Source organism: Bacteroides sp. M10 (genome assembly GCF_014334015.1).
GTDB lineage: Bacteria > Bacteroidota > Bacteroidia > Bacteroidales > Bacteroidaceae > Bacteroides > Bacteroides intestinigallinarum.
Genome location: NZ_CP060488.1, coordinates 5,646,835 through 5,670,136 on the forward strand (window position 1 = coordinate 5,646,835; position 23,302 = coordinate 5,670,136).

Sequence of the window (23,302 nt, forward strand, 5' to 3'; positions counted from 1 at the left end):
TTATTTTATTATCTGAATTCTGCAGGAATCTGCACTTCGTTCTTCAGCGATTCGATAATGCTTCTGAACAACTGATTACCTCTTTCCTTATCCAGTGAAATCCACCGTTCAATCATTTCCAGCTTCAGCAGGAAAGCGAAAATACGTTCGATAGTGAAATAGTCGAAGAAAATAGCATCCTCCATCCAATTCCACCGCAAAGCATCCAACTTCTTCTCACGCTCCACCAGTTCTGTAATCTCACTGATTTTCACTAACGATTCAAACACATCCACCTCACCGGACAATCCGAAATCGCGGGCACTCGATGTACGCAATGCTTCGCATACTTCCGTATCTCCCACAACGTTGGAAGCAATATCCCATTTGAATTTACGGCTAGTAAATGCAACAAGAATATTATTGATGTTCAGGTTGAATTCAAACCAGGCAGAAACGAACTTATTCCCACAGTTCATCGCATACTCATAATATAGAGCAGCCAGATGATCCTCGTGTAAAACCGTACTTTCAGCCGGAGTATTCAGATAATCAGTAATAAAAGTGGATAGATAGACCGGAAATTCTTTAGGACTGATTTCTCCGCCTTCTCTCAGAATAGAAATATATTCAGAGAGTTCTTCAGCAGAGTAGTTTCCCCGTTTGTCGATTTCCGCTTCTTTATCTTTGAGAAGTTTCAGCACATTTGCATTATCAAACTTCAGATAAAACAAGTCAATCAACTTCTGGTCTGAAGCAGACAATCCATCGTAGATTTCAGTTTTAAAATCGGCTACTGTATAGCTCAGTTTGCTGTCTTCCAGCGAAAGTTCCGGCAAACCTGCTACCAAGTAATAGTACTTACTACTCATAGTCGCTTCTTTTAAAATAGCATTTCTACTAATTGAGGACGCAAGAACGCTTTGAAGTAATTCATGAATTCTTCTTCTCCGAAGTTCACCTTATACGAACCGTCCGCCGGAGAAACAGTGAACAGAGTTTTGATACCATTTACTTGCTGAATGGTCACTCCCTTGTCTAATAAAGCTTTTGCATGAGCTGCAAAATACTTTTTCAGTGATTCCGCATCGGCTGTTGAGATGACGATAGGCTCGTCTACACTCCATTTGGATGCCAATGCTACGATAAACGCATTCAGATAATCTTTATCCTGAGCGAAATCTTTCACAGAAGCGGTTATCAACTTGTCAGTTACCATCGTAGCCACCTCAGATTTGAGTGCGTTCACAGCCTGACCGGCAAATAGTTTTAACTCTGATTTAGTATTCTCTGCCAACTCATCAGCAGATTTACGAGAGGAGTTTACAATTGATTCTGCCTCCTTGCGGGCATCCTCAATGATTTTCTTAGCTTCTTCCTGAGCATTCGCGATAAGTCTCTGCGCTTCCTCGTTTCCTTTTTCCACGCCTTCACGATAAATCTTATCGGTCAACTCTTGAATTTTGTTTTCCATATTAACAGGAGAATTTAGTATTATTACTATATTAACTTAACTGTGTGTCCTTTATCTGATTCTCGCCAAATTTACAAAAATCAATTTGATAAAAAAGAGAAAGAAGAAAAGAAAAAGAACCGTTTGCGAAAAAATCACAGTCCTACACCTATTTTGTTCCGATTTAGTCCTTTTCCTATTACTAAATGACACATTTACCGGATTTTTCAAGCCGGTAAACAAATATAAGAAATCCAAAAGACATTTGGAAACATGTAGATACTTAAAACGGCAAATGGGATATTAATACAAGATTAAATAACAAAGGCTATCGGTATTTCACCAAATTCATAAAAAACAGGAAAACAAGCTGGCGGAAGTTGAATATTGATAAAAACAGAAGTGATAAAACACAGAAAGCCCCTTGATTCATTTTGAATCAAGGGGCTTCTTAAAAACGGCGGCTACCTACTCTCCCACTGTTACGCAGTACCATCGGCGTGACGAGGCTTAACTTCTCTGTTCGGAATGGGAAGAGGTGGAACCCTCGTGCTATAACCACCTGAATAAGGTTATGACATGATGAAAAGTAAAATCCTAGTGTCTAGAAAGCTAAACGTATATACCCAACCGGTACATGTTCGAAAGAAAGTGAACGGGCAATTAGTAATGCTCGGCTTTGATGTTACCACCTTTACACCTGCATCCTATCAACGTCATCGTCTTTGACGACCCTAAGAAATCTAATCTTGTGGCTGGCTTCGTACTTAGATGCTTTCAGCACTTATCCAATCCCGACTTAGATACCCAGCAATGCACCTGGCGGCACAACTGGTAAACCAGCGGTCAGTCCAACACGGTCCTCTCGTACTAGTGTCAGAGCCACGCAAATTTCATACGCCCACGATAGATAGAGACCGAACTGTCTCACGACGTTCTGAACCCAGCTCGCGTGCCACTTTAATGGGCGAACAGCCCAACCCTTGGGACCTTCTCCAGCCCCAGGATGTGACGAGCCGACATCGAGGTGCCAAACCCCTCCGTCGATATGAGCTCTTGGGAGGGATCAGCCTGTTATCCCCGGAGTACCTTTTATCCTTTGAGCGATGTCCCTTCCATACGGAAACACCGGATCACTATGCTCTAGTTTCCTACCTGATCGACTTGTCTGTCTCCCAGTCAAGCGCCCTTATGCCATTACACTCTACGGACGGTTACCAATCGTCCTGAGGGCACCTTTAGAAGCCTCCGTTACACTTTTGGAGGCGACCACCCCAGTCAAACTACCCACCAAACAGTGTCCTCGTTTCTACGAGTTAGAACTCAAATAATCAAAGGGCCGTATTTCAACAGCGACTCCACAAATACTGGCGTACCTGCTTCAAAGTCTCCGGCCTATCCTACACATCAATTACCCAAATTCAATGTTAAGCTATAGTAAAGGTTCACGGGGTCTTTTCGTCCCATCGCGGGTAATCGGCATCTTCACCGATACTACAATTTCACTGAGCTCACGGTTGAGACAGTGTCCAGATCATTACACCATTCGTGCAGGTCGGAACTTACCCGACAAGGAATTTCGCTACCTTAGGACCGTTATAGTTACGGCCGCCGTTTACTGGGGCTTCAATTCAATGCTTCTCTTGCGATGACATCTCCTCTTAACCTTCCAGCACCGGGCAGGTGTCAGGCTGTATACGTAATCTTTCAATTTGGCACAGCCCTGTGTTTTTGTTAAACAGTTGCCTGGACCTATTCTCTGCGCCCAACTCTCGTTGGGACCCTTTATCCCGAAGTTACAGGGTCAATTTGCCTAGTTCCTTAACCGTGAATCACTCAAGCGCCTTAGTATATTCAACCCGACTACGTGTGTCCGTTTACGGTACGGGTACCTTAAAGATTAAGTTTAGCGGATTTTCTTGGGAGTATGTTTACACGCACTATTACCTTGTTCCGAAGAACGCGGTATACTATCAGGTTCGACTCTTATCCTGGATTTGCCTGGGATAATCAACATCTACACCCTTCAACGGACTATTCCGTCAGTCCGCGGCGCTGTCACTCCTCCGTCTCCACGTCACTCTTTAAGGTAGTACAGGAATATTAACCTGTTCTGCCATCGGCCTCACCGTTCGGCTGAGCCTTAGGACCCGACTAACCCTGATCCGATTAGCGTTGATCAGGAAACCTTAGTCTTTCGGCGAGGGGGTTTCTCACCCCCTTTATCGTTACTTATACCTACATTTGCTTTTCCACACGCTCCAGCAAAGCTCACGCTTCACCTTCGACGCAGAGTGGAATGCTCCCCTACCGATCCTTACGGATCCCATAGCTTCGGTAAATTGCTTGATGCCCGATTATTATCCACGCCAAACTCCTCGACTAGTGAGCTGTTACGCACTCTTTAAATGAATGGCTGCTTCCAAGCCAACATCCTAGCTGTCTTAGCAATCTGACTTCGTTAGTTCAACTTAGCAATTATTTGGGGACCTTAGCTGATGGTCTGGATTCTTCTCCTTTAGGACATGGACCTTAGCACCCATGCCCTCACTCCTGGGATCGAACTACTGCGCATTCGGAGTTTATCAAGACTTGATAGGCGGTGAAGCCCTCGCATCTTATCAGTCGCTCTACCTCACAGTAGTAATTCCCAAGGCTGCACCTAAATGCATTTCGGGGAGTACGAGCTATCTCCAAGTTTGATTAGCCTTTCACCCCCACCCTCAGTTCATCCGGAAGCTTTTCAACGCTTATCGGTTCGGTCCTCCAGTTAGTGTTACCTAACCTTCAACCTGACCAAGGGTAGATCACTTGGTTTCGCGTCTACTCCTTCCGACTAATCGCCCTGTTCAGACTCGCTTTCGCTTCGGCTTCATGTCTTAAGACACTTAACCTTGCCGGAAAAAGTAACTCGTAGGTTCATTATGCAAAAGGCACGCCGTCACTTCTTACAAAGCTCCGACCGCTTGTAGGCGCACGGTTTCAGGGACTATTTCACTCTTCTATTCGAAGTGCTTTTCACCTTTCCTTCACAGTACTGGTTCGCTATCGGTCTCTCGGGAGTATTTAGCCTTACCGGATGGTCCCGGCAGATTCACGCAAGATTCCTCGTGTCCCGCGCTACTCAGGATACCACTACGCTTCGTTTAGCTTCGAATACCGGACTATCACCGTCTATGGTCCCATTTTCCAAAGGGTTCTTCTCACTAAACTTCTTGCGATGTCGTGGTCCTACAACCCCAATATTGCCGTAACAACATTGGTTTGGGCTAATCCCCGTTCGCTCGCCACTACTAGGGGAATCATTATTATTTTCTTTTCCTACAGGTACTAAGATGTTTCAGTTCCCTGTGTTAGCCTCTTGCTATGCAAGATGTCATTCCTTCAGAATGACGGGTTGTCCCATTCGGAAATCTTCGGATCAAAGGTTATTTGCACCTTCCCGAAGCTTATCGCAGCTTATCACGTCCTTCATCGCCTCCGAGAGCCAAGGCATCCGCCATGCGCCCTTGCTTACTTTCTTTCAAACTTCTTAAATTGAAAATTGAGAATTGAGAATTAAAAAATAATACTCAATGACAATATCAATCACGTACGGTTTGATATATACTTTTAGCTCTTACTAAAATTTTACTTTTTGTACATCATGTCAAAGATCGTTTCTCTTTTCAGAGATGGTGGAGAATAACGGATTCGAACCGTTGACCCTCTGCGTGCAAGGCAGATGCTCTAGCCAGCTGAGCTAATCCCCCAAGAGGTTATCAAGAATTGCTGCATTCCGCTTACGCGTCATTCCTTCGTTCTTGAGCTTGGTAGTCCCAGGCAGAGTTGAACTGCCGACCTCTACATTATCAGTGTAGCGCTCTAACCAACTGAGCTATAGGACTAGTTCAACCTTGTCTACCTGTATGTTAGACTCGGCTTCTTTTTTCTCTTGTTTATCTCTATCTATACTTCTATAGATGGTTGATCTATATATTATAAATAAACAAGTACCAGTAGTACAAAAAACAGAACCTTTAAAGTCTATAAGTGGCTGTCACGTTTAGGTGACAGTTACGACATCGCTCCAGAAAGGAGGTGTTCCAGCCGCACCTTCCGGTACGGCTACCTTGTTACGACTTAGCCCCAATTACCAGTTTTACCCTAGGACGCTCCTTGCGGTTACGTACTTCAGGTACCCCCGGCTTTCATGGCTTGACGGGCGGTGTGTACAAGGCCCGGGAACGTATTCACCGCGCCATGGCTGATGCGCGATTACTAGCGAATCCAGCTTCACGAAGTCGGGTTGCAGACTTCGATCCGAACTGAGAGAGGTTTTTGGGATTAGCATCACGTCGCCGTGTAGCTGCCTTCTGTACCCCCCATTGTAACACGTGTGTAGCCCCGGACGTAAGGGCCGTGCTGATTTGACGTCATCCCCACCTTCCTCACATCTTACGACGGCAGTCTCTCTAGAGTCCTCAGCATGACCTGTTAGTAACTAAAGATAAGGGTTGCGCTCGTTATGGCACTTAAGCCGACACCTCACGGCACGAGCTGACGACAACCATGCAGCACCTTCACAAATGCCTTGCGGCTATATAGTTTCCTACATATTCATTTGCAATTTAAGCCCGGGTAAGGTTCCTCGCGTATCATCGAATTAAACCACATGTTCCTCCGCTTGTGCGGGCCCCCGTCAATTCCTTTGAGTTTCACCGTTGCCGGCGTACTCCCCAGGTGGAATACTTAATGCTTTCGCTTGGCCGCTTACTGTATATCGCAAACAGCGAGTATTCATCGTTTACTGTGTGGACTACCAGGGTATCTAATCCTGTTTGATACCCACACTTTCGAGCATCAGTGTCAGTAACAGTCTAGTGAGCTGCCTTCGCAATCGGAGTTCTTCGTGATATCTAAGCATTTCACCGCTACACCACGAATTCCGCCCACCTCTACTGTACTCAAGACTGCCAGTTTCAACTGCAATTTTACGGTTGAGCCGCAAACTTTCACAACTGACTTAACAATCCACCTACGCTCCCTTTAAACCCAATAAATCCGGATAACGCTCGGATCCTCCGTATTACCGCGGCTGCTGGCACGGAGTTAGCCGATCCTTATTCATATGGTACATACAAAATTCCACACGTGGAAAACTTTATTCCCATATAAAAGAAGTTTACGACCCATAGAGCCTTCATCCTTCACGCTACTTGGCTGGTTCAGGCCTGCGCCCATTGACCAATATTCCTCACTGCTGCCTCCCGTAGGAGTTTGGACCGTGTCTCAGTTCCAATGTGGGGGACCTTCCTCTCAGAACCCCTATCCATCGTAGTCTTGGTGGGCCGTTACCCCGCCAACAAACTAATGGAACGCATCCCCATCGATAACCGAAATTCTTTAATAAAAATATCATGCGATATTCGTATACTATCCGGTATTAATCTTTCTTTCGAAAGGCTATTCCAGAGTTATCGGTAGGTTGGATACGTGTTACTCACCCGTGCGCCGGTCGCCATCTCTTCTATTGCTAGAAGAATGCTGCCCCTCGACTTGCATGTGTTAAGCCTGTAGCTAGCGTTCATCCTGAGCCAGGATCAAACTCTTCATTGTAAAAGTATTTTTTATCATCGGTTAAGATGACTTTTTTGCTCTGTTCAGGACGCCGTAAATTTATTGACCTTATTCAAATACCTATTAGTCTTAACTGTATCGCTACTGAATAAGACAAGTATTGACGGTTCTATTTTTTTACTTGTACTACTTGTATTGTTTATCAATATTTCAAAGAACTTGTTGCTTTCGTTTTAAAAGCGGGTGCAAAGGTAAGGGCTTTATTTTTAACTACCAAACTTTTTCGGAAGTTTTTTTTCAGTTTTTCTTTTTACTCGATTTCTCTGGCTCTCTATGCGAAAGGGAAAGAATGTATGAAAGAATAACTCTTGCCTATTTTCTTTGCGAATCGGAGTGCAAAGATAAGAACTTTATTTATTATAATCCAAACTTTTTCGGAAGTTTTTTGTTCTTTTCTTTAAGTAAGATTCCGCTTTTTCACTAAGTCAATTTATCAAGGCTTTCTTCTCTTGGAAAGCGGGTGCAAAAGTACGCCCTTTTGGTATACACTCCAAATATATCAAACTATTTTTTCTAATTATTTTTGAATACATTTGCTAAAGTGCTGATGCAGAACGATGTTGTAGAACATATTTTTTAAGCATGGGTGGGGTGTGCGCGGAAATGACGAGAGGGCTACACATTATTATATCACACGCGGGCGCGTAGGTGCGCCGGGGAGCAGTTTGCGTTAGGGAGCAATTAAAGAATCAGTTCATTAAAATTAGAGGAAAGAAAGATAGATATAAGAGATAGTGGTTTTATAGTGGATTCCATTCCTTAGTTTGATTCATTAATATGATACTTGTGTGAGAATGATACGTAGAATCTCTTCGGTTATTGAAAAGGATTTTTTGTTTTCATTTTTCATGTTCTCATAAGATACATAATAATCAGCTGTAAATCAAATAGATAACACTATGAGAAATAAAAGAAAAAAGGGTATTTCTCATAGATTTTCCATGATTTAGTTCATAAAATCACGCATTTCTCATAGGGTTTAAACCATTTCTCATCTTATTCTCATACTCCGTCTATACATTTTACTCATTTCTCATACAGTATAACTGTAGTTTTTCCAGACTTTTGCCGAATTTACGATTCCCCCTTTCCTTCTTCGGTTTTATTAAGCAACTTCTTGCTATTTAATGCTTTCCTGTATGTTATTTACCTTATACCTTTATGTTTTTTCCTAATCATTGTTATTTCTTCCTACCACTATTCGTATCGTTGCACTCTAGTGAACAGATCGTTGCACTGGAGTGAACGGTTCTATCCACTCCAGTGCACAGACCTTTCCACTTTAGTGGAACGATTCAGATACCGGTAGGAAAACATGCGAATACCTACTCCATACACTTCCAGAAACGCCTTATAATATATTATTAATCAATACAGAACTGAATATGTAGCATTAAATCTATTACAAAAGCCTCTTTGACCTACGAAAGATTATGAGAAATGCCTTGAAAAGCTATGAGAAACACCTTGTTTTGTGCACAAAATGCTGGTAATACTATGAGAAATACCATTTCCTATTTTATTTCTCATAGTATTACATACCTGATTTACAGAAGATTATTACGTGTGTTATGAGAACATGAGAAATGAAAACGAAAAATCATTTGCAGAAACCCATGATTTTATGGATAGTTCTACACAAAATCATGGACAGTGCTTAATATGATTGACTATCAACTGCTTTTACAGAGATTGCCTATCGTTTATTCAGGATGTACTTCAGTGCCCTTCACCGGTTGATCCGAATAAGTCACATACTCAAACGATCGCAAAATATATCTCTCATCCGATTTATTCACTTTGACCGTTACCGTGTGCTTTCCTTTCGGTAATTGGTATCTCCAGAATAAATCATTCTTTCTATTTCTAAAATCAGTAGGGAAATCAGATCTTTCTATTTCTTTACCATCAAGAAATAAAGTAGCATACACTTTTCCATCAGGAAACTCTGTACTCTTTTTGACGGCTTCACCCCTCAAAACGAAACCTGTCCCTTCGAAATCAAATGAGATTTCCTGTATATCATCGTGATTAAAACTAACTTTTTTAGCAGGATATATCCCTTCGAAACAGACTTCTAATCTTACAGTTTCCGGTTTTTGCACTTTAATAACGACTTGTTCATTGTCTACCTTTCCAGCATTTCTTTGAATCATTTTCAGAGAATGTCTGTAACTCATATCATAAACAGTATTCAATGACATAGAAGTACCTTTAATAATTATATCCTCTCCACCTTTCAAGCCTTTCATCCAATAATCGGGTATATTACTATAACCATGCATCGTTCCTAAAATACCTCCGGCAGTACAAGGATTGCAGTCCGAATCCTGCCCTGCCCGAGTTGATATTTCCAATGTTTTAGTAAAGTTTCCATTTCCATACAATAATCCTAAAACAACATAGGCAGCATTAATACGAGCATCACAATCAAGAGGACTAAATGCCCCTTCAGGACTACCTACATCATCAGTATGCTTCTTCTCCAATTCGAACCATGTTTGTTTCCAATCGTTCGGATATTGCTTATGCCATTTGATCAGATCCGCTATACACCGATAAAATTTACTTTCACGTGGAATTGTTTTTAAAGCTTCTGTAACAATAAACTCGATGTCATCAGATACAAAAGCCAAAGAATACATTGCTCCTATATATACACCTCCATACCAGCCATCTCCATAACTCATGATATGCCCTACTTTATCATTAATTGCAGAAGCAGAATTAGGCATCCCCGGGCACATTAGTCCAGAAAAGTCAGCCTCAATTTGATAGTCAATATTATCTGCATGCGGATTATTCAGCCAATGTCCGGATTCCTTAACCCCATGCATAATATTATAACGTGCTGCTTGATTAGCCCCCCATAGATTATAGTCTGCATAGGCCAAAGCATGCGCAAAAGAATCAACAGGTGCATCAAGCCCTACATTCTCCAGAACATCCATAAACGTTAAATTAACATATAAGTCATCATAGAGATCAGGCCATACTCTCATTGTTTCTTTTACATATCCTTCATGCCACGGAATTGTGTAACAATCCTGAATTAAAGTTCCTTGATAACGAAACTCTGTAATACTTCCGAAAGTCACTCCAATAGTTTGACCAGCCCATCCTCCCTTTATTTTATCCAATAAACGAGCTTTCGTCATGGTAACAGTTGAAGGCAATTTTGAAGCCCCACTCACCCAAAGAGGTATAAACGACAAACATAGATAAGTTATAAAAATCTTGATATTCATTTCTTTTTCGTTTTATTAGTTAATAATTTTTTAAGTAACTGTTCAAAATTAATTTTACAAATATGAATAATTCACGAATAAGTTCGTACCCACAGACGCCAAGGCCCTGTTCGTACAATAGAAAAGCGAGTCCGTAGTCTCGTAATCTATCGGTCTTATCCATTTACCCTTAAGTATACGCCAAAGAATCTCGGCAGGATTAAGTTCTGGAGAATAAGGTGGAAGATAGAAGAGGAACAATCCTCTTTTCTCCCAAATTTTCCTCAGTTCTTTAACTTTCCGATTTCTATGAACAGAAGCATTGTCCAAGACAATTACAGTCTTCTTCGTTACATTGAAAGAGAATCTGTCAAGATAGTCCACAATCTTGTCTGCGTTGATGGACTCTTTTGTGGTAAAGCCTTTATATTGGTTCCTTTTGGTAATCATGCCAAAAATATTAAGCCGGGCAGCTTTCTCGGATGGGATGTAAATATCCTCATTCTTGAATTGCCAGCCATATGGAACATAACCATTTGTACAGACATGACTTTCGTCGGCATAATATAGCACAAGTTCTCCTTTGGAATCAAGTTCTTCAAGTTCTTGCAACTTCTCTTTCTTGTATGCGTAGAGCTGCGGTGAGGGTTTGCCCCTTGGGCGTTTTCTTATACGCTTATATCTTGCACCAATGTTTCTAAAAAACGTTTGAAAGTAATATCACTGGCTTCTTTACCAGTCGCATTCTGCCATGCTTCACGTGCTTTGGACACACTCTGACGGTCTTCCTCAATTGCCTTGCGGACTGCTTCTTCATCAGAACAATCCATAATAGGCTTTCGCCCCTGACCAGGACGTGTCTCCAAGCCTTTGATGCCATTTTCTTCATAACGTTTTACCCATGTGTAGACAGTAGGTACTGTTACCTCAAGCATTTCTGCTATTTGGGGAGCTGATTTACCTTCTGACTTCAGCAATATGGATTTGCATCTGATACGAAAACTATGAGTAGGGCCATTATGATAGCCTTTCTCTAATTTGAGGCGATCAACCTCTGATAATTCAAGTACTTTTATTGGTTTCATAATTCTATTTTTTCTATAAAACGGAAAATGAACCATATTAGTACTGATATATATAAATAATTTAGATCACCTACTTATCAAAATAATGCACCAATATTGAGCAGATACATTTTTTGTACCTACAAATCATAAAGAGCTACTCATTTACAGTCTATCCGTATCTCTTCTAATTCCCCAAAATGGCTTACAAGTATCTGTCCTATTATTCAGCCTTAAAGCATTTAATTTGTACGTCACGAGAGTTCGGTCCCACCATTACCTCAAACTCTCCAGGTTCATACACATATTTCAATTCTGAATTATAAAATTTCAAGTCAGCAGTAGTGATGACAAATTGCACATCACAACTCTCTCCCTTTTTCAGAAATACACGTTTAAAACCTTTCAGTTCCTTTACAGGACGGGCTATCTCTGCATATACGTCATGCAAATAGAGTTGAACTGTTTCATAGCCATCATAATCACCTTTATTACTCACAGTCACAGACACCGTCAATTTTCCATTAGCAGATAAAGTATCTGAACTCAACCGCATATCTCCATAAATAAAATTGGTATAACTCAGACCATATCCGAAAGGATAAAGAGGTTCGTTACTTATATCAAGATAGTTGCTGGAATAACGATTAAAAACATTGCTATCCGAATCCGGACGTCCTGTGTTCAAATGATTATAAAATAACGGTAATTGTCCTACAGAACGAGGGAAAGTCGTTGTCAACTTACCACTCGGAGTTATTTTACCAAACAATACATCTGCAATAGCATCACCAGTTTCACTACCCCCAAACCATACATTTAATATAGAATGAATATGTTCATTCTCCCAATTCAAGACCAACGGACGTCCCGTAAACAAAAGCAATACAACAGGCTTACCTGTCTTTACCAAAGCTTTTAGCAAGTCTCTCTGGGCATCGGGAATCCCAAGTTCCGTACGTGAAGCCGACTCACCACTCATCTCGGCACATTCGCCCAAAGCAGCAACAATGATATCAGCACGCAAAGCCGTACGAAGCGCATCATCCAATAATTGTTGATTATCACCACGCTCCAAAGGTCGTATTCCGACAGCTCCCCTTTCAAGGTTCTCATCATAATAGATATTACTTCCTTTGGCATATAATATTTCAGCCTCCTCACCCACTGCTGAACGTAGCCCCTCCAACAAAGTAGCATGACGGGAAGGAGTACAGGTCATACTCCACATTCCACACATATTGTTACGAGCATCAGCCATAGGGCCTATCAAAGCAATCCGTCCTTTTCGTTCGAGCGGAAGCAAATTTCCAGTATTCTTTAGCAGAACAAACGTTTCTGCAGCTATTTCACGTGCAGCGGCACGGTGATCCTCCGTATAAAGCACCTCCTTCGCACGTAAAGTATCACAGTATTTATATGGATCTGAGAAAAGGCCCAACTTATACTTTGCCTCCAACACACGTCGACAAGCAACATTGATCTGTTCCTCAGTAATCATTCCTTCTTGCAAAGACTCTTCCAAGGTATTCAGAAAACCACAAGAAACCATATCCATATCTGTTCCTGCCTGTAAAGCACGTATGGAAGCCTCCTTCAAAGGAGCTACTCCATGGGAAGACATTTCAGCAATGGCATTATAATCCGTCACCAACAAACCACGAAATCCCCATTCATCACGCAGCAGATCGGTAAGTAACCATTTATTAGCCGTAGCTGGAATACCATCTACCAAATTAAAGGAACTCATCACACTGCCGGCACCAGCCTCAACAGCTGCCCGATAAGGAGCAAGATATTCATTATACATACGTTGCCGACTCATATCAACCGTATTATAATCCTGACCTGCTTCAGAAGCACCATAAAGTGCAAAATGTTTCACACAGGACAAAATTTCATCTTTCCCTTTCATGTTGTCTCCTTGATAACCGCGTACATATGCTTTTGCCAACAACGAACCCAGATAGGGATCCTCTCCGTTGCCTTCGGCAATACGTCCCCAACGGCTGTCACGACAAATATCGACCATAGGACTAAATGTCCAACTGATACCATCAGCACTAGCTTCAACGGCAGAAATACGAGCCATACGTTCAACAGCCAACGTATCCCAGCTACAAGAAAGTGCCAAGGGAATTGGAAAAATCGTTTCATAACCATGTATAATATCAGCACCAACCAATAAAGGGATTTTCAAGCGGCTTTCCTCCACGGCTAAACGCTGTAAAGCATAAATCTTACTCACACCCTTTATATTAAAAAAACCACCAATTTCCTGTTTACGGATCATATCTCCAAGTTCACCATTCATTACAGAACCAGTCACAAGATCACCACCGGAAGGCAAATTCAACTGACCCAGCTTCTCACGGAGCGTCATTTGGTTCAGCAGATCTGTGACAAAACGGTCCATTTCTGTATCTTTACTTTTGTTAGATTGCGAACAGGAAAAGAACATACATCCACACAAAACATAAAATACAAGATTCCTTATTTTCATATATCTTTTTGGCTATTTGATTATTTATTTGTTTTTTCTTTCCATATCACTACCCCGGCAGGTTCAAGACTGGCACTACCAATCAATATTTCTGCATTATCCGGAATAACAATCTTCTGAACGTCTGATGTATAATTCAAGGCAATGTAAAAACCATCACGCCACTCCTTCACTACCCCATACGGTAAATCCTCAGTGGAGATACCTGCTTCCATATATATACGACGAATCACTTCCTTCTCAAGTTTACCATCATCAGTATCAGTTCCAATATACGTCACCGTTCCTTTACCTAATTTACGATGTATCACTGAAGCAGCTCCTCTATAAAACTGATCTGCATACGTAGCCCATACCTGTGTGCCTTCAGAAGGAGTTATTACATCTGCCCAATTGTTCCAAACATATGTTTCACCATCCAAAGTGACATTTCCCCACAAGTGACGCGGCATATGATCATAAAACAGATGATCTATTCCAGCCAATACATAAATAGGTGCAGCCAAGGGTGCTTCCCACAATTTAGCCTCCCGATCTTTTTGTCCGGTCCTACAAGTCAAAATCAAGTTTCCACCGTTCTCTACATATTTTGTCCACCGATCTATCAACCTATTATCAAGCAATTGGTAAGCAGGTGCTATCATGAAAGGATAATCTGAAAAATTCTCTTTCTCTGATATCACATCAACAGGAGCAGCAAAAGATTTCAATAAATTATAATATTTATAGATATGCGGCATAGTCCACCATTGCTCTGTTTGCCTCTGAAATTCCATTTCCCAGTAATTATTCATATCGAAAAGCAAACCGATACGACGAGCAGCCAATTGACCTGGTATGTGTGATTTCTTATCATAAGCTTCACGCAATATTTTCATCTCCTCCGCAACACGCACATATTCCTCACCTCCTGGAGAAAGAGTAACCCCATCGGTCATTAACATACCATAATGATACTGTTCACTGCCTTTCAGAGGTTGACGAAAACGATAATTGCATACAAATTTCCCTCCGCCTGCAAAGACATGATAAACCCACATCCGAACAGCACCGGGTAAAGGTTGAGGATTATATATACCCCAATTCACTTGTCCGGGTTGAAGTTCCATCACTCCATACGTCTTACCTGAGCGATTGCGAAACAGGTCGTTTGAAAAGCCCAAATCCTCAGGAATTCCTAAACGGAACCCTTGATCCCCTATTCCCTGATTGTGCCCGGTCACCAGATAACGAGTGTAAGTCAGAAAATCCACATGATCTATCCGTACAGGATCAACCGGATTAAAAACCGGAATCAAATTGGTAGTAATCCACTGTTCCCTCTTAATATACCGCCGCAATATATCTGCCTGCATATTAACAAAGTTTGCAAGCTCATCTGCCATAAAACGATTCATGTCAAGCATCGCATGAGGATTATTCTTTTCAGGAACTTCTTGCTGATTAGGAAGCCGTACCTGATCAAAATGCTGATAAGTTTCGCTCCAAAAAGAAGTTCCCCAAGTATCATTCAGCTTATCAATTGTACCATATTTCTTTTGTAACCAGACACGAAACTTCATCTGTGCATTTTCGCTATAATCGACTACTCCATAATGTCCTGGTTCATTGTCAATCTGCCAACCAATAATAGTGGGATTATTACCATAACGTTTTGCCAGCCGAGATACAATATTCTCCACATAACTACAGTAACGGTCACTGCTCCATGAAGCATGTTGACGTCGTCCATGTTGAATCTGTACACCATTATCCCGCTGAATAAGAATATCAGGATATTTCTTAGACAACCAAACCGGTGGTGTAGGAGTAGGTGTACACATAATTACCTTCAGACCATATTTCTCTGCTAAAGATACGGCACGATCCAGCCACTCAAAATGATACTGCCCTTCTTCCGGTTCCATCATAGACCAGGCGAATTCGGCAAAATGAGTAAACTGAATACCCATTTCCGACATTCTTTTCATATCACGCTCCCATTGCAAAGGATCCCATTGTTCCGGATAATAATAGGAACCCAAAGCAAATAAATTTTCTTGAGGGAACGATGTTTCTGTGGAAGATTGTGAAAATGCAGTAGCAGAAAATAGTATACTTAAAATTAAAAATATTTTTTTCATTGATTATTCATTTAAATCCAAGAAGAGGCTTTTATTACACCTCTCCTTAGATCTAAGCTAAAAAGGTACATATATAGAATTATTCAACAACTATTTCTGACTCCCACTTTAATTTAGGAGTATCGCCTGTAAAATCCCAAATATCAGAATTCCATCCCAATGCAGATTTACCGGCAGTTTCCTGTAAAGTAGTCTCTCCCCGGCTTCCGTTATATCGGAAATCATTCAAATTTGCATTTATCTTATCCTCTGTGAAATTTTGACTAACATCTACCAAATTATTATCAACCATCAAAGGAATATCATAATTAGCAAAACAATTCTGTAGCGTTAAATTAGAGCCATTTATCCATCCCGTAACAAGTCCGGAGCCTAAATCCGATAATGATGTTACAGACTGGTTCCAAGCAATACATCTTTGCACTGTACTATTATTACATCCGTCAGTTCGACCGACAATTCCACCAGCATTAGTTTTAGCTATAATTCTTGCCGTTGAATAACAACTGGAAATAGTTGTCGCTGAGGACATTTCTCCTGTTATACCTCCTGCTGCTCTTCCATTCTCAGCATTGACTATACCTAAAGAATAACAATCACTAATAGGACAATTAGCCGTTTTTGCTGTAATACCTCCAGCATAAGCTTCACCACTTTCACCAACAGCAGTCACAGTTCCACCGGCATAATAGCAACCGGAAATACTTCCTCCGCTATTATTACAGTCCCCAACAAGACCTCCCGCAGCTGTTCCTGTAACATTTGCAGCAGAAGAACTATTTAATATACTACTGCCTTGTCTCAACACACCACAAATACCACCAGTTGCAAAAGCCGGATTTCCCCAATCCCAGCTCATATTAGTATCTCCACTAACGGAACCGCTGACGTGAGTATTGACTATTCTTGTTTTAGGATTAGAGTACCCCCAATGTCCCACGGCACCAGCAACAATACCTACCGGTCTTCCCGTACCGGAAACCGTTGCATTTTCAAAGGTGATGTCTTTACATGAACCTATCAACACTCCGAAAAAACTGGCATACGGAACACCTTCACAAATCCAATTACTGATCTTATGATTGTTACCATTAAAATGGATAACACGATATTCTCCCCAATCCAAGTTACCACCGGCATCAACCAAAGGTGTCCAACTTTCTCCAGCCAAGTCAATATCATTCTGAAGTTCAAAATAAACCTCCTCTTTAGCAGCAACCCCATCTACTTTTATTTTCATCGTTAACAAATCATCAACAGAACTCAAAAGATATGGATTGGTTACAGTTCCTTCTTTTGCCGGAATCTCAACCCTAAATATAATTTTGCTTTTCGTAGATTCTATTTTCGCTTCTTCCGTAAACGAGCGTACATATAATCCAAGCACATATACCTGAGGAACACTCGTACGTGGGGGTTCTACAAATGAAATGGTAACCGTCTTTTTTGTTTCACCTGTTAAGAAAATAACCGGATTATCATCAATTGTCCACTGTCCCTCTGAGAAATATTTGTATGAATGACCTTCCGGTAATTCTTCGTTTACTTCTTCTTCCGTTAATTTAGCAAATAATGCAACAGTCTCTTCCGCATCCACACTTCTTTCAATATCAAACTGAAATGAGGGACTTGTCCTAATATCGATGATATCCTGTAATCCCGATGCGACTAAAGATATAACGATATTATCCGGCTGCCCGGGACCTTCCGGTTTTTCAATCTCGTCATTATCTAAAAAAATATCTTCATCCTTAGAACATGAATAAAAAGCTATCACACAAATAAATAGCCATAAGATATATAATTTATAGTGTTTCATAATAATTATTTTTGGAAAGTTTTTTTATAAATACGTGCTGCAAAACCACCTCCAGGAGCCATTTTGATAGTCAAAGATGTCGCACTAGAAACATTCTTTACTTCTTTCACATAATGCTCTGCATTCGAGGCAGCATCGTCCGCATCTCTCATTAACTCCATTGTATATTCACCCGCTGTCAAGAAAGACAAAGGAACGGTTACAGTACGCACATCCTTATTGTTCACCCCGCCAATAAACCATTCACCATTATGCCCTTTACGAGCAATAATAATATATTGACCTATTTTTGCATCCAAAGGAACCGACTCTTCCCACACAGTAGGAATCTTTGCAATAAAATCTATCGACTCCTGATTATTATTATAATTTGTAGGTCCATCACATAGTGTTCCCAACGGACTAAATATCGAAATGAACAAAGCCAACTGCTGACACCGCGTACCTTCACATGAGCGTTTAGTCCACTGACCGCCAACCGGAATATTTTTCATAGCTCCAGGAGTATAATCCGATGGTCCTGCCAACTGACGGATAAAAGGAAACGTCACAACATAGTCAACCATATCCTTCAATCCTACAAATCCGGTAGAGGCAAACTCCATACCTTTCACCGCCTCATAAGTTACAATATTAGGATAGGTACGTTCCACTCCTGTCGGCTTCGGACAACCATGATAAATCATCAATAAATTATATTTTGCGGTTATTTCTGCTGCTTTATAGAAACGTTCCATGATACGTTGGTTATCATATTCCCAAAAATCAATTTTAAAACCTTTAATTCCCATTCTGGAATATTGCCGGCAAATTGTCTCCATATCTCCGTCACTAAAGTTGGCAGCACCACCCCATAAGATCAGACCTACTCCTTTCTGTCTCCCATATTCAATCAATTCTTCCAGCCTTATTTCCGGACGTGCTTCCGCTAAAGAACTTCCGTTCAATGCCCAGCCTGAATCCATAATATAATATGGCAATCCTTTGGAAGCTGCAAAATCTATAAAATGCTTATATGTATCATAAGTTTTTGCACTTTCTCCTCTTCCATCCCACCAACTCCAATAATCCCATGCTGCCAAACCGGGTTTAATCCATGAAGTATTTGTAATCTTAGAAGGAGCTGCCAATCTATAAACCATATCATTAGATAATAAATCCATATCACGTTCTGCCACACAAAATACTCGCCAAGGAAAAGTACGAGCACCATTACAGTCCGCAATATACTCTGCATAACTTCCTATTTGGTAATGACTGCCATTATTCGCCGCAGGCTCCATATTTGTAGGATAAGCAGCAAAAGTAGCATTCAATACATTATCAGTATTTAACTCACGACTCAAGAACAACCCCGGATAATTGACTGCATCTGATTCCGCAATACACAGTTTCTTACCATTACCACACACAACCAACATAGGTGTCATTATAAGTTTGTCTTTTATCACCCCATTGACGGTAGTCAAAGTATACATTTCTTCAAAGCCTGAATTAAACTTATCATTTGGAGAAAAACTACTTTGGGGAGCATAAGCTGCATAAATCTGGTTGTTTTCAGTAAAAGTAAAATCAGCCTGTTCGCCATAGATCTTATAATTATCTGTACGTTTAGATATGAAACGATAGGCCATACCTTCATCATACACTCGAAATTCCACATCAAAATCATCCCCAAAATCAAGATACAATCTATTATATCTATCAGTAACCGTCTTTTTTAAATAGAACGATGTAGAGAAAGATTCATTGACGGACTCCTCTTTAGCATCCTTCAATTCTCTACCGCCACCCCAGACAATCCCACGTCCCAATTGTAACGATATAGTGGACTCAGCAAGCATAGGAGTTCCTCCATAATTCAAATCAAAGGTCAGTTTCTTTCCCGTACTGACATTGACTTCCAATAATCCATTAGGAGACTTTATCGTAAAGTCTTTTCCCGTAATGGAACCTCCTCTCGCCAGGTTATCCTCATCAGAATCCTTACATGCAGTAACCAATACTAATAAGAAAGCTATTCCTTTTATAAAAAAACTTTTCATATCCTTTTTATTTTTTTTGAATAATCCCAGCAAATCCCCCTCCCTGTGCCATTTTGACAACAAGTTTCCGGCTTGATGGTATATTAATTATCTCTTTAATATAATTTTCAGGATTCACGTCGGCATCTTCCGCATCACGAACCCATTCAATCTGATAATCTCCAACAGGAAGAAAAGAAAAATCTAAAGTAATGGTACGAGGCTGTTTATTATTCACTCCTCCTACAAACCACTTATCCTCTTTTTTCCGGGCCATCACAATATATTGCCCGATCATTCCATGCATAGGTATTGTTTCATCCCAAGTTGTCGGTATTCGGGAAATAAACTCCACAGACTCTTTATTAGCATAATAATTGGTAGGACTATCACACAACGAACCAATAGGACTAAAAATAGTGATGAACAAAGCAACCTGTTGGCAACGGGTACCTTCACTTGCTTTAGGAGCCCAACCCAATTTTCCGATCGGTAAATTTTTCATAGCTCCCGGCGTATAATCAGATGCTCCAGCTATTTGACGAATAAAAGGAAAAATTACATTATAATCAATCATATCATATGCTCCTACTATTCCAGTTGAAACATATTCCATTCCTTTTATCGCTTCATAACTCATGATGTTTGGATAAGTCCGATCCAAACCTACAGGTTTGGGACACCCATGATAGATCAACAATAAATTATATTTAGCGGTAATCTCCGCTGCCTTAAGCAATAGCTCCATCATACGTTGGTTATCGTATTCCCAAAAGTCTATTTTAAATCCTTTAATCCCCATACGTGAATAATGATGGCAGAGCTCTTCCATGTTATCAGCAGCAAAGTTAGCTGAACCACCCCATAAAAGAAGTCCGACCCCTTTCTCTTCTCCATATTTCACCAATTCATCCAAGCGTATTTCCGGCCGTGGCTTAGCCATTGAAGCACCATTATTTTCATATATAGCCCAACCTGAGTCCATTACATAATAAGATAGTTTTTGGGATGCCGCAAAATCAATAAATCTCTTATACATATCAATCGTCTTGCCCTCTTCACCTTGGCCTTCCCAATTATTCCAATAATCCCAAGTGGCTAATCCCGGCTTGATCCAAGAGGTATCCGTGATACGGGATGGGCTTGCCAACCGATAAACCATGTCATTACTCAACAGATTGATGTCATTATCAGAAACACACAGAATTCTCCACGGAAAGGTCCGCGCCCCATCGCATTTGGCAATGCAATCTGTATAGTTTTCCATTTTATAAAAAGAGTCATTCCAGCTTCGTGGTGCCATTTTTTCCGGATAAGGCGCATATGTTCCACTTAATATGTTAGAATCATTTCCTACACTTGTTAAAAACATTCCCGGATAACTGATCACATCAGATTCTGCAATACAAAGTTTCTTTCCCTCGTTTCCAACGATTAATGCCGGTGTCATTATCAGCTGATTTCCAACAATTCCACTTAAACTTGTTTCTGTATACATTTCTTCAAAACTGGAATTGAATCGATCATTTGCATCCGCCCCTCCACGAGGAGCATAGGCAAGATAAGAACGATAATCTCTATCAAACCTAAAATCAGCCTGTTCTTTTACTATTTTATAAGAACCTTCATATTTAGAAATGAAACGATATGCCATCCCTTCGTCATAAGTACGAAATTCAATATCAAATTCTTTACCACAATTCAAGATCAAACCATTATAGCAGTCGGTAACTTCCTTACGTTGATAAAAAGGGCTCTTTATCACACTATTGCTTTTTACCTTTCTTGCCTTGACAGTCTTTACTTCCTTTCCCCAAGTCTGTCCATTATCCAATTGCATACTAATAGGCGAAGGTAATAACATCAACAATCCATCATACTTTACAGAATAAGTGATTTGCTTATCTGTTGAAATTGTAACAAGCAATCTACCATCAGGAGATTTCACTTGATAGTCATGGGCAGCCAATAAGGCTGCACCATATATCACCATACTAAATAAAATAAATATTTTTCTCATCATTCTTTCTGTTTTTTATTTTCCCCACAAACGGAATTCTGCTAAATTCAATGAACCATCTCTTCCACTTCCCGGGTATCTGATTTCACCATTTCGCATACTTTCCGGACAGGCAAACCGCAAATAAGAGAAAGAAGTCGCTGCTGAGAAAACGCCGGATTTATAATCCGTACTTGCGGTCGTAGGCAAAGCATCAGTAGTATTGTTCAGTGTAGTTATTAGTGTCCAATTACTCAAATTATCACCGCCTACATTACTACCATATAAATAAATAGTTATCGGATCTTCATGATAATCTCCACTACGAGTAGTATAACCAATAGAGAAATCAGTTATAGGAGCAGTTAGCGCGATATCAAAATAATAGCCAATCTCGGAGACCACATATTTAGAATACCAAGCGTGCCAGAAAGTTTCTTTATTATTATCCACTAAACTTTCCAATTTACCTTCATTATTCTGTTCTGAATGAGGGCTGGAGAGTTGTCCTGAGTTTAAAGTTATTTTAGCACTGTTTCCAAATGGGTTTGTAACTATCAAAAAATAAGGATCATCTAAAACAAAACCTTCTTCCGTACAAGTGACAAGTCTTATCGGTACAAAATAATTTGTTCCTGATACCAGCCCATCTGACTGAATATCCAGCACTAAATCTGTCACAGCCTTACTGTAGCCTTGTTCAAAATCAAACGAATTTAAACTAAGAGTTACATTCTGAGAAGGCATCAATACACATTTTGAGGAAGGATTATTCCGGTTATATTCATCTAATAAACTTGTAGCATCAGAAGCATAAGCTATTTCACACGAAAAATCCCACTGATTATTAGAGACATTTGCTATTTCTGCACTCACATTGACAGATAAAGATAAATTGTTTTCAAGGTTTATCTTTTTACTCTTCTCCGAAAATCTAACAGTCGGAGTATTAACTGCCGTAATCTTTAAAAACAGAATGTTTTTATCTGAATTAATAGAATCAGAGTCACTAACTAACTTCAATGGTAATACCCACAAATTAGTAGGATTTCCTTCCTCCATCAGTTCCTTGATAACAGAAGGCACCAATGATACATTACAATATTTATGCAGTTCTTCCGATGCGAACAATAATTCTGAATTTTCCAAGGTATATGTTTTTTTAGGAAGAACCTTATAGTTCACAGCTTCAGGAATACTATATTTCTCATCTAACTCTTTTTGTGACATCACCTCAATATAAGCATTCGCCTCCAAAGCCGGATTACTCCCTGCTTTACAAACCACAAATGAATAATCATAAGTAGGAGTCGAGCTTAATTGTGGTAATTCAAGATCAACGGAACCACTATCTTTGATATATAGGATTTTATGATATTCTTCAGGAAACAAATTCTGATAGTCAGATTCTCCATTATCACAAGAAAATAACATTAACAGACATCCTCCCAATAACGAAAAAAGATATTTATTCTTCATAATAGTATATTTA

The 23,302-nt window shown here is 40.3% G+C and carries 11 protein-coding genes, 2 tRNA genes and 3 rRNA genes; all 16 read right to left on the reverse strand.

The features are described 5' to 3' along the window. Positions 1–8: 8 nt before the first annotated feature. The 16 genes from H8796_RS20905 to H8796_RS20980 all read right to left on the reverse strand — a co-directional run bounded on the left by H8796_RS20905 (position 9) and on the right by H8796_RS20980 (position 23,289). Complete coding sequence (locus H8796_RS20905) at positions 9–851, reverse strand: DUF2764 domain-containing protein (RefSeq protein WP_117935845.1); 843 nt, start codon at positions 849–851, stop codon at positions 9–11. Between the two features lie 11 nt (positions 852–862). Beyond that, positions 863–1,453: a V-type ATP synthase subunit E family protein gene (locus tag H8796_RS20910; RefSeq protein WP_008999644.1), complete on the reverse strand. Its 591-nt coding sequence runs from the start codon at positions 1,451–1,453 to the stop codon at positions 863–865. Positions 1,454–1,887: 434 nt separating this feature from the next. Continuing rightward, positions 1,888–1,998 (reverse strand): 5S ribosomal RNA (gene rrf, locus H8796_RS20915). Between the two features lie 77 nt (positions 1,999–2,075). Further along, positions 2,076–4,955 (reverse strand): 23S ribosomal RNA (locus H8796_RS20920). 152 nt (positions 4,956–5,107) lie between these two features. Further along, positions 5,108–5,184 (reverse strand) — tRNA-Ala (locus H8796_RS20925). Positions 5,185–5,242: 58 nt separating this feature from the next. Next, positions 5,243–5,319 (reverse strand) — tRNA-Ile (locus H8796_RS20930). 186 nt (positions 5,320–5,505) lie between these two features. Further along, positions 5,506–7,030 (reverse strand): 16S ribosomal RNA (locus tag H8796_RS20935). The 16S, 23S and 5S rRNA genes sit together here with 2 tRNA genes alongside, the layout of an rRNA operon. A gap of 1,724 nt (positions 7,031–8,754) precedes the next feature. Beyond that, positions 8,755–10,299, reverse strand: coding sequence for an ADP-ribosylglycohydrolase family protein (locus H8796_RS20940; protein ID WP_229128506.1), 1,545 nt, complete (start codon positions 10,297–10,299; stop codon positions 8,755–8,757). 54 nt (positions 10,300–10,353) lie between these two features. Next, positions 10,354–10,971: an IS630 family transposase gene (locus H8796_RS20945; protein WP_117938167.1), complete on the reverse strand. Its 618-nt coding sequence runs from the start codon at positions 10,969–10,971 to the stop codon at positions 10,354–10,356. Beyond that, positions 10,947–11,363 carry a helix-turn-helix domain-containing protein gene (locus tag H8796_RS20950; RefSeq protein ID WP_117938168.1) on the reverse strand — a complete coding sequence of 139 codons (417 nt, stop codon included), beginning with the start codon at positions 11,361–11,363 and terminating at the stop codon, positions 10,947–10,949. The genes H8796_RS20945 and H8796_RS20950 overlap by 25 nt, the downstream gene beginning before the upstream one ends. 202 nt (positions 11,364–11,565) lie before the next feature. Further along, positions 11,566–13,845: a beta-glucosidase BglX gene (gene bglX, locus H8796_RS20955; RefSeq protein WP_117934834.1), complete on the reverse strand. Its 2,280-nt coding sequence runs from the start codon at positions 13,843–13,845 to the stop codon at positions 11,566–11,568. A 20-nt stretch (positions 13,846–13,865) separates the two neighbouring features. Further along, positions 13,866–15,968 carry a beta-galactosidase gene (locus H8796_RS20960; protein ID WP_117934836.1) on the reverse strand — a complete coding sequence of 701 codons (2,103 nt, stop codon included), beginning with the start codon at positions 15,966–15,968 and terminating at the stop codon, positions 13,866–13,868. A gap of 79 nt (positions 15,969–16,047) precedes the next feature. Beyond that, on the reverse strand, positions 16,048–17,787 hold the full coding sequence (locus tag H8796_RS20965) for a hypothetical protein (RefSeq protein ID WP_117934838.1): 1,740 nt from the start codon (positions 17,785–17,787) through the stop codon (positions 16,048–16,050). Between the two features lie 5 nt (positions 17,788–17,792). Further along, complete coding sequence (locus tag H8796_RS20970; protein WP_147340110.1) at positions 17,793–19,832, reverse strand: glycoside hydrolase family 97 protein; 2,040 nt, start codon at positions 19,830–19,832, stop codon at positions 17,793–17,795. Between the two features lie 7 nt (positions 19,833–19,839). After that, entirely contained in the window at positions 19,840–21,834 is a 1,995-nt protein-coding gene (locus tag H8796_RS20975; RefSeq protein ID WP_117934842.1) for a glycoside hydrolase family 97 protein, read from the reverse strand. 12 nt (positions 21,835–21,846) lie between these two features. Continuing rightward, positions 21,847–23,289, reverse strand: coding sequence for a DUF1735 domain-containing protein (locus H8796_RS20980; RefSeq protein ID WP_117934844.1), 1,443 nt, complete (start codon positions 23,287–23,289; stop codon positions 21,847–21,849). Positions 23,290–23,302: the final 13 nt, after the last annotated feature.